Source organism: Neobacillus drentensis, from assembly GCF_036965245.1.
In the GTDB taxonomy this organism is placed as follows: domain Bacteria; phylum Bacillota; class Bacilli; order Bacillales; family Cytobacillaceae; genus Neobacillus; species Neobacillus drentensis_G.
Genome location: NZ_JBALPG010000044.1, coordinates 92,927 through 102,725, shown reverse-complemented (window position 1 = coordinate 102,725; position 9,799 = coordinate 92,927). Strand labels below are relative to the sequence as shown.

The 9,799-nt window shown below is 36.4% G+C and carries 10 protein-coding genes and 1 pseudogene; 8 read left to right on the top strand and 3 right to left on the bottom strand.

Features of this window, described 5'->3' with window-relative positions:
* Window positions 1-23: 23 nt before the first annotated feature.
* Complete coding sequence (locus V7150_RS11430; protein WP_335517808.1) at window positions 24-1,820, bottom strand: urease accessory protein UreH domain-containing protein; 1,797 nt, start codon at window positions 1,818-1,820, stop codon at window positions 24-26.
* A 233-nt stretch (window positions 1,821-2,053) separates the two neighbouring features.
* On the opposite strand from V7150_RS11430, the gene V7150_RS11425 reads away from it, so the two are divergent.
* On the top strand, window positions 2,054-2,938 hold the full coding sequence (locus V7150_RS11425; protein ID WP_335517805.1) for a patatin-like phospholipase family protein: 885 nt from the start codon (window positions 2,054-2,056) through the stop codon (window positions 2,936-2,938).
* 38 nt (window positions 2,939-2,976) lie between these two features.
* Here the strand turns inward: V7150_RS11425 and V7150_RS11420 are convergent, their stop codons facing one another.
* Both V7150_RS11420 and V7150_RS11415 read right to left on the bottom strand, forming a co-directional pair.
* The gene (locus V7150_RS11420) at window positions 2,977-3,369 is read right to left on the bottom strand and encodes an SA1362 family protein (protein ID WP_335517799.1); all 393 of its coding nucleotides are present in this window, start codon (window positions 3,367-3,369) and stop codon (window positions 2,977-2,979) included.
* A gap of 57 nt (window positions 3,370-3,426) precedes the next feature.
* Window positions 3,427-4,371 (bottom strand): DUF1385 domain-containing protein, encoded by a 945-nt coding sequence (locus V7150_RS11415; protein WP_335517797.1) that lies wholly within the window; start codon window positions 4,369-4,371, stop codon window positions 3,427-3,429.
* 256 nt (window positions 4,372-4,627) lie between these two features.
* On the opposite strand from V7150_RS11415, the gene V7150_RS11410 reads away from it, so the two are divergent.
* The 7 genes and pseudogenes from V7150_RS11410 to V7150_RS11380 all read left to right on the top strand — a co-directional run bounded on the left by V7150_RS11410 (window position 4,628) and on the right by V7150_RS11380 (window position 9,787).
* A complete protein-coding gene (locus V7150_RS11410) occupies window positions 4,628-5,125 on the top strand; it encodes a YqhR family membrane protein (RefSeq protein ID WP_335517794.1) in 498 nt (165 codons plus the stop codon).
* Between the two features lie 78 nt (window positions 5,126-5,203).
* Window positions 5,204-6,265: a M24 family metallopeptidase gene (locus V7150_RS11405; protein ID WP_335517791.1), complete on the top strand. Its 1,062-nt coding sequence runs from the start codon at window positions 5,204-5,206 to the stop codon at window positions 6,263-6,265.
* 21 nt (window positions 6,266-6,286) lie between these two features.
* Complete coding sequence (efp, locus tag V7150_RS11400) at window positions 6,287-6,844, top strand: elongation factor P (protein WP_335517789.1); 558 nt, start codon at window positions 6,287-6,289, stop codon at window positions 6,842-6,844.
* A gap of 202 nt (window positions 6,845-7,046) precedes the next feature.
* A pseudogene (locus tag V7150_RS11395) lies at window positions 7,047-7,220 on the top strand (PCYCGC motif-containing (lipo)protein); the annotation flags it as partial.
* A gap of 20 nt (window positions 7,221-7,240) precedes the next feature.
* A complete protein-coding gene (locus V7150_RS11390) occupies window positions 7,241-7,924 on the top strand; it encodes a c-type cytochrome (RefSeq protein ID WP_335517784.1) in 684 nt (227 codons plus the stop codon).
* A 347-nt stretch (window positions 7,925-8,271) separates the two neighbouring features.
* On the top strand, window positions 8,272-9,321 hold the full coding sequence (locus V7150_RS11385) for a hypothetical protein (RefSeq protein WP_335517781.1): 1,050 nt from the start codon (window positions 8,272-8,274) through the stop codon (window positions 9,319-9,321).
* Between the two features lie 4 nt (window positions 9,322-9,325).
* Entirely contained in the window at window positions 9,326-9,787 is a 462-nt protein-coding gene (locus V7150_RS11380; RefSeq protein WP_420490278.1) for a cytochrome c maturation protein CcmE, read from the top strand.
* Window positions 9,788-9,799 lie beyond the last annotated feature (12 nt).

Genomic DNA, 9,799 nt, shown 5'->3' with positions numbered 1-9,799 from the left:
TGCGAAAAGAGCCTTTAAATTTTTTATTGAAGATATTTACTTCTAATTTCCTCTAGGTTAACGGAATTAATATCATCGACAACATCTATAACACCGATTAATTCCTCTTCATTTAAATAAATTCCGTAGGAACCTGCTTTTTCGATGTTAAATTCAACATTAACGGAACCATTTACACCGGTAAAATCAGTAACAATTTCTTTTGTATTTGATTTCAAAATCAAGAAGTACCCATCTGGAGTATCAAATGATGTTAAATCAATTGACATTTTCGTCTTTATCCCTTTATTAATCACCATGATCAATGGTTCTAATTCATAACCGATTCCTTTAATTGCTAATGTTTGCTCATTATTTGTTAACTGTGCTTTATTGACTAGTCTATTAGTAGGCACCTTGCTGATGTCAGTACCATAGATACTTGGTTGTTGTTGATTGGAAGCTGAAGCAGTAGATTTGGTCGATGAATCAATACCAGTTGCATCACTGCTGGATACAGATATAGTCTTAAGATTATCTACCACCTTAATCGTTCCACGTTTCATTCCCATCCAACAGCTAAAAGGAATATCTTCATTACCTGGAGTGAATTCAATGATGTTTTTCCCACTTTGAAGTTTCTGTTCTAAATTCATATCAGGCATTACAATCGTATTGTTGCAGCCGGTAAGCTGCTCACCATCTATGACCCACTTAACAGGCATTCCCTTTTGAACATAAAGAGTATTTGGAGTATAGCCGTATACGTTTGCAGTCATATTTAGAACCTGCACACCATCCTTAATTGTTGCTTTTGTCGCATTCGCAGGGGCAGCGGGATTGTCACCAAAGGCGCTAATGTTAGCGAATATAGAGGCCGGGCTTAAATTCATTCCAGCAAGAGCCAAGCCCCTATTACTCATAACAAGTCCAAGAACGACAATAAGAATTCCACTAAATTTAAGGATTTTTTTTGTATAACCTTTACTTAAAAGACTTGATAATGCCCCGAATGTCAGCATTAGTGGAACGGTTCCTATGGCAAACATGAACATGGATAAAGCACCGCTAATTGCACTGCCTGTTCCTAAAGCATATAGCTGCATTGTTTGCAATGGACCGCATGGCATTAATCCATTAAATATTCCTACAAAAAACGGTGTTTTAGGTTTAGGTTTACCTAACAATTTCAAAACAGAGGTTGGTAGTTTGAGTTGAAGCTTTCTAAAAGCTTTAAAGCCAGCCATATTAAAGCCCATTACAATCATGAATACTCCGGCCAAAATTTGCATTGCAGCCTTTGTCGTTAGGGAAAGAGCAAAAACGGAACCAATGGCACCAACGATTCCGCCTATAATGGTATAGGATACAACTCTTCCAAGGTTATATAAAATAGCTGGTTTCATTGCATCAAATTTACTTTGACTTTCCTTTCCGATGGTTTGGGAAAGCATAATACCACCGCACATTCCTACACAATGAATGGAAGTAATCAATCCAACAAAAAATAACAGAGCATAGGAGGCATTTTTGAGTTTATCTTCCATATTAAAGCTGCCTGTATTTATTCCAAGCAACAGAATAGCAGCAACAACAATGATGATTCCAATAAACTTATAATCCCTTGCATTTTCTGTATTGTAGCCGACACGATTAATCGCAGCCTTTATCTCATTTATACTGCATATCTCATCATTAAATTCAATATCTGCATATTGGCCGCTAAAATTTGCTTTTACATCGATAACACCATCTAATTTTTTTACAGTTCTTTCAATCCGCTTTTCGCAAGATGTACAGGTCATATCGTACACCTTAACCCTTTGGTTTCTAATACTCATAAAATTCCCTGCCTTTATCAATTAATGAGAATTATAAAATGATAGGTAAAGTTTATGAAAAAGATATGTTGGTGATATGAAGAAAGAAGGGGCACCGGTGAACATTTTGTAGACAAAATAGGTCCAAAGAATGTCCATTCATTTTTTTGAAATTTTACGCATGTCCTTGGTACTATTTTTGTGATGGGCGGATTAAAGATGTAACAATGAGTTCATCTTTAGGAGTGGCTGCCATGAAAATAGACGGCGTTTTTTCTGGAGGGGGAATTAAAGGATTTTCACTCATTGGGGCCTATGAAGAAATTGAAAACAGGGGCTTTCAGTTTGTAAGGGTCGCAGGAACGAGTGCAGGCTCAATTGTTGCCGCCTTAATTGCCGCAGGCTATACGAGTAAAGAAATTTATCAATTGGTGGATGAGTTCAATCTGCCTAAAATGCTTGATGCTCGTAAAACCATCATCCCATTTTCCATTGCTAAATGGCTGCTCGTGTATTGGAAGCTTGGACTTTATAAAGGAAATGAACTAGAAAAATGGATGAAAGAGACGCTCGAAGCAAAAGGGTTAAGAACTTTTTCTGATTTGCCTCCTAATACACTTAGAGTGATTGCTTCAGACCTGTCGAATGGACAAATGGTCGTTTTGCCTGATGATTTAGAAAAGTACGGGATTTCACCAGGTTCTTTCTCTATTGCTAAAGCAATTAGAATGAGCTGCAGTATCCCTTACTTTTTTGAACCTGTTAAATTGCGTTCAATGGATGGCGTGAATATTTTGGTGGACGGCGGGGTACTCAGTAATTTTCCAATGTGGCTTTTTGATAAGGATAATGTAAAAAAAGTCAGACCTGTGCTTGGGATTAAACTTAGCCCCAGTGAATATGAACATGAAAAACATAAAATAAAAAACGGCATTCAATTATTTGGGGCATTATTTGAGACTATGAAGGACGCGCATGACCAACGATATATTTCCAAAAAGCATGTCGAAAATATTATTTTTATTACTGCTGAAGGAGTATCGTTAACTGAATTCCATTTATCCGAAGAAAAAAAGCGGAAATTATTTAATATAGGGAGAGAACATGCGAAAAAGTTTTTGAACAGTTGGGGGTATTAATCAAAAGTGGAACCTTATTAAAAAGAAAAATCGAGTGTCTAAAAGGACGCTCGATTTTTCTTTTTTCCTTTTTTGCCGTCAATTACGGTCAGGTGAGCAGGAGATTTCTTTTTTGTCTTGCTGGTTTTCTTTAATGTTGTTAACGTTCCAAGAGAAGAGGTTTTTACATTTGTATCTCCACTCTTTTGCTGTAATCGTTTTTTTGACCTTTTTGCTGCTTTAAGAAATGCCTGCTGCTCTTTTTTCTGAGGACTCGAATTTGAAAACTTTCGAACAAGGAAATAAATCACCAAACCGATCAATGCGATGACAGCTATTCTCTGAATGAAACCGGCTGGATTAGCTGTAAATGAACCAATAAGGCCCACTAGAGCAAGAACGATAAGTACTCCAACAATAATTACAGGTGTCCGATTTTTCAAGAATGCCACCTCCCTAAGAGCATCTTAAGCATTTTTTTAGTCTTTTAAACACTACAAAACAAAGATTTAGACAATTTCTTCACTTTCCATGTCGTACGCCGTTTCCTTTTCCTTTTTAAGCAATTCGTTAAAGGAAAGAATCGCCACTTCGACCTGGTCATTACTGGGCTCCTTTGTCGTTAACAATTGAAGCCAAAGTCCCGGAAGACCTAAATATCTTAAGACTGGAAAATCACGAAGCTTGTTCGTGACTTGTAAGACTTCAAAGGAAATACCTAATACTACCGGTATTAAGAGAAGACGGTCGACAACTCGTAACCATAGCGGTGATGTCGGAACTAACATATAAACAAATACACCGACAATAACGGTAAATAAGATGAAACTGCTGCCGCAGCGGTAATGCAGGCGGGAATGGGCCTGAACATTTTCAACGGTCAGTTCTACCCCTGCTTCAAAGGTGTTAATTACTTTATGCTCAGCACCATGATATTGAAACACTCTTTTGATTAGCGGGGTAAGTGAGACAAAATATATATAAGTAAGGAGCAGCAGTAGCTTAAAGAAGCCTTCCACCAAGACTTGAGCAAAATCGGATGGAAAAATTGGTTTCGTTAGTACTGCTAAGAATACAGGAATCAACGTAAAAGCAAATTTTCCAAATAAAAATGAAATGACCCCGATAACTGCTACTCCAAGATACATCGTCAATTTTGAGACTTCTTTTTCGTTAATTGTGGAATCGTCTTTTGGATCCACATCAAATCGTTCAGTAGAGAAGTTTAAGTGTTTTGAACCATTCGCACTAGATTCAATAATGGCAATGATTCCGCGAAGAAACGGGATTTTTTTTAAGCTAGTTAAAGTAGGATTCGCTTTCCGCGGCAAATGAAAGTATTCAACAGAACGGTCTTTTCTGCGAATTGCGGTAACATAATGATGTTTTCCGCCAAACATAACTCCTTCAACGACCGCTTGGCCGCCATATACGGGTTTTTTAGAATTGGACATGGTCATTAACACCAACCTATAACAAAGTTGCACAATAGCAGAAATGATAAATCTGTTTGTACTTAAATGTATTCTACTAAAAAAATGAAAAAACCTCTAGGAAGACAGAATATTTCCAACTAAATTTAGCAAAAAATTTTTTTTATGAAAGGATTGTATTTCTAAGGGCATAATATGGATGGAATTTATCATCAAATTTACTATTCGATAATAATNNAAGCTAATTTTTTTTACACTGAAAAAAGGGGTTGTTTCAATGGCAAATGATCATAAAATAGAAAATTATCCAAAACCTATGTCCTTTTTGACAATGGTTTTTTGGACAGGTTTATTTGGTGGAATTTTTTGGGGAACAATTGGGTATATCGCATCCTTTCTTAATTTTACAGAAGTTGGCCCAAATGTCATATTAGGACCCTGGTCTCTTGGGGATTGGAAAAATGGCTGGATTGGAACGGTAGTATCCATCATGTTAATGGGTGTATTATCAATTTTTGCCGCTTTTATTTATTATGCCCTTCTAAGAAAATTCAAAGGTATATGGTTTGGGCTTGGTTATGGGCTTGTTATATTCTTACTTGTGTTCTTTATTCTGAATCCACTATTTCCCGGAATAAAATCGTTTTCTGATTTAAGCAGGGATACCATCATTACTTCCATTTGTTTATATATCGTATATGGAACCTTCATTGGTTATTCCATTAATTATGTGTTTGAACTTAATAAAGTACAAGAGAAAGAGGCCTCTACTTAAGTTGCTATTAGTCGGATTTGATAGGTTGTGATAAAATATTTTTGTCCAATGTAAATTCGAAAAGGAGAGTGGAGACAAATGGAAAAAATAGAAAGACTAAGATCGGATTTTTCACACCATGGAATTGATGGGATTCTGATAACAAGCCCATTTAATCGCCGCTACATATCTAATTTTACTGGCACTGCCGGTGTTGTTTTAATTAGTCATGACAAGGCGCTGTTTATAACAGATTTCCGTTATATAGAACAAGCATCTAGCCAGTGTCAAGGATTCGAAATTGTTAAATTTTCTAGTTCCATTCCCGAAGAAGTAGCACGTCTTGCTAAAGAATTGGGAATTCAAAAATTGGGATTTGAAGAAGATTATTTAACATACTCTTCCTTTAAAATATATGAGAAAGAAATTGAAGCTGAACTTGTGCCAATTTCCGGTGTCGTTGAAAAGTTACGCTTGATTAAGACTGATGCAGAGATTAATATATTAAAGGTAGCAGCAGATATTGCTGATGCTGCATTTAAATACATTTTAGACTTCATTCGTCCTGGAAAAACGGAATTAGAGGTATCGAATGAATTAGAGTTCTTTATGAGAAGGGCCGGTGCGACTTCTTCCTCTTTTAATACAATTGTTGCTTCTGGTTACCGCTCTGCCCTGCCACATGGAGTTGCAAGTGATAAAAAAATCGAGGCTGGAGATTTGGTGACATTGGACTTTGGTGCTTACTACAATGGGTATGTCTCTGATATTACGAGGACAGTTGCTGTCGGCGAGCCTGATGTGAAACTGAAAGAAATTTACAATATTGTTCTTGAAGCACAATTACGAGGTATGGACGGTATAAAGCCAGGTATAACAGGTAAGGAAGCAGATGCGTTAACGCGAAACTACATAACAGAAAAGGGTTATGGGGAATACTTTGGTCATTCAACAGGTCATGGTATTGGGCTTGAGGTTCACGAAGGTCCTAGCTTGTCAATTAAATCTGACACCATTTTAGAAACTGGAATGGTTGTAACATGTGAACCTGGTATCTATATCCCAGGCCTTGGCGGCGTTCGGATAGAAGATGATACATTGATTACGAAGGATCACAACCAAGCTCTCACTCATTCAACAAAAGAACTTATTATACTGTAATGAATTTAGGAGGATTTAATCATGATATCTGTAAACGATTTTAAAACAGGATTAACAATTGAAGTGGATGGCGGCATATGGCGTGTTATGGATTTCCAACATGTAAAGCCAGGGAAAGGAGCAGCGTTTGTTCGTTCAAAACTGCGTAACCTTCGTAATGGAGCGATTCAAGAAAAAACGTTCCGTGCCGGTGAGAAAGTGGAAAAAGCTCAAATCGATAATCGTAAAATGCAATATCTTTATGCAAGCGGTGATTCTCACGTGTTTATGGATATGGAATCCTACGAACAAGTGGAACTCCCAGCTAGCAACATTGAATATGAATTAAAGTTTTTAAAAGAAAATATGGAAGTTCACATCATGATGTTTAATTATGAAACTCTTGGTGTGGAATTACCGAACACAGTTGAATTAGAAGTAACGGAAACAGAGCCAGGAATTAAAGGCGATACAGCTTCTGGCGGTACAAAGCCTGCAACCCTTGAAACAGGCCTTATTGTTCAAGTTCCATTCTTTATCAACCAAGGTGATAAATTAATCATCAATACAACAGAAGCCTCTTATGTATCACGTGCATAATTTGTTTATCATTTAAAAGCCTTAGTCCGAAAAAATCGGACTAAGGCTTTTTTTTACATCTGGGTTTCTAGTGGTCTTAATATTTTTCCTTTTGCTAGCTTGAAAACTTCACCAAATAGTAAGAAATAAAAGCAAGTTTACTTACTACTATTTGCTAAAATGAACTTGAAAAATAATAGAAAGTTAAGAGGTGGATCAGAATATGAAGCGAATAACTGCTTTCTTTTTCCTCTTCATTTTAATCGCAATAGCAGCAGTGGGCTGCAGCTCCAAACTTGATGATGAAAGTTGGAAGCTTGATAAAAAACACCAGCCATTGCCTGATTATGTATTAAATTCATCAGAAATAATTCAAGAAACATATATTATGGCATCTTGACCAAAGTAGGGGAACCCATGAAAAAAATATTAATCGGATTCTACATTTTGATAATTATTGGAATTATTGTTTGCATTAGTAATAGTGATATTTTTGATAATAAGAATTCCAAAGCTATTGCAGCAGGAGAAAAGGTATATAACAAAAATTGCTTAGTTTGTCACGGAGAAACAGGAAAAGGTGAGGGCTTAAATGCAGGGACAGCACTTAATAGTCAGAACTTTTTAAACACTGTCTCCGATAAAGACCTGTTCAATTACGTAAAATATGGCAGGGAAGGTACAGGTATGCCTGCTTATGGGCCAAGATTATCAGAAAAAGATATAAATAATCTTGTTGCCTTTATGAGGGATTGGCAAACAGAGGAAAAAGATTATGCTGTTCCAAAAACGATTTCTGGTAATCCTGAACGTGGGGAAAAGCAATATAATTTGTATTGCCTTAACTGTCATGGTGAAGCTGGTGCTGGTAAACTAAAAATGGGGACCGTTCTCGCTAATCCTCAGTACTTAAAATATACTACCGATAAGCAGATTTGGCTTTCCACTGCTTATGGTCGTGAAGAAACACGCATGGGGCCGTCATTAAAAGGGCTTGATGGAGCTCGGCAGTTGAGTAAAGAGGAAATAACAGACATCGTCAGCTATATCCGCACGCTTAAGCCCAAAACTGAAACACCTAATGATTATCTTGAACCTTGAACCTAATAAGTAGGTTCAGGTTTTTTTTATCTATTGGCTATGTTAAAGCTCATTGTTGATTTTGCCACTCTGTTGATTGGAGCGGTAGTCAACAGACAAGTTTAACAGAGCCTATCTATTAAATAAATACCGATTACAAATCTAACCTGAACTTCCGCATTTCTTACAATTGTGACAATTTTATGGTGTTTTTTTGACAAAATCGTAACTTTTTTTATTACTTAACAAAATGTTCAAGAGTGAATCAACAACTTAATGTAGATAAAGATTATATTTATTTCAAAGAGGGCTATAGTGAAAAATGGGACCTTCAACTAATGAGTTATTGAAGGTCAAGGAGGATTAATATGCTTAAGAAAAAGTGGTTGGCATTATTCGTCATTACTTCATTCTTAACTGGCTTTATCAGTTCAAAAGCCAGTGCTGAAACAGTATTTCCGGCAGATAAGTTTCCTTTTAAGGAAATGCAAGTACAGGTAATGCCAGAGTTTGATTACCCTGAGGATTGGGGATCGAGAGATGTTCCGTCATTACTAATAGGCCAATACGGAACGATTACGAACAAGAGTGGCCAAGACTATGATGGGAAAATAGAAATTCCTGTTCCTGCTATGGAAAAGGGATTTGAAGCCTACTTAGTAGCAGAATTTCCGGAAGAAAATAAGCCAGAAGTTCAGCGGCCATATGACATAGACAAAGAAAAAGGGATTGTAACCTGGAAGCCGTCTAAAGCAATCAAAAATAATGAAACATATAAATTTGTTATCGAGTACTATACAAAATCAATCGATGTTAAAGATAATAAAAATTTTACATATGAACTGACTAATAATGCTGAAATCGAAAAATTAGATGTTGTCTTTTATGCACCAATGGATGCAAAGGAAATCAAGCTTGAGCCAAAGGCAGAAAATAATACAAAAAGTGAATATGGAGAAGAGCTATATTACTACCAATATAAAAATGTAAAAGCGGGAGATAACTTAAAATATTCCTTCTCCTATAAGAAAGACGGAACAGAATCTACAATGGAAGCTATCAACAAGCAGCAGCCTCCAAAGGACGAAAACCATAACGGTGTAACCGCAACAGACCAAATTAATAAAGGGAGCTCAGGCAACTCAAAAAGTCCGATCATCGGAGTGGGTGGAGCATCGATAATAGGAATTGCAATCATTATCGCAGGACTCTTTGTTTACCTAGGATTGAAAGGTAAGTTCCAAACAGATCGCATGACAGCTAAGGGAAAAAAACATAAAACGCAGCAAAAGCAAACTACGGTCAAAAAAGACAATAAGTCTGTTAATGCCGAAGAAAAGAAGGAACTGCGTAAAAAGCTTTTAACAGGAAAAATTGACCAGGAAATGTATGAAGAAGAAATGAAAAAATTACTCTAATGGGGTGAGAAGATTGAAAAAAAATACGTTAGTTATGCTTGGTGGTTTTATTATTGCTGGTGCTATTGTTTTCTTGCTTATGGCAGCAACGCCGGGTTCTAGCGGTGTTGAATTAACGTTGAAAGAATTATTGGCAACACAAGAACAGCATAAAGACGACTTTGTTACGGTAGAAGGTTTATTAATTGAAGAGTCGATTAAATGGAATCCTGACAAAATTGAATTGAAATTTGATGTAAAAGATAATGATGGCAATATTATGCACGTCATTAATAATGGAACAAAACCTGACAACTTTTCCGAAGGGGTTATTACAATTCTTCAAGGATCTCCTACAAAAAAAGATACATTTGAAGCCGAATCTGTGAAAACAAGATGTCCTTCAAAATATGAAGGAAAAGACATGAAAGACTATGATCCTGAAACACATAAAGAAAAGTTAAATCAACCACCGAATGAAAAATAACAGGTTCAGTTA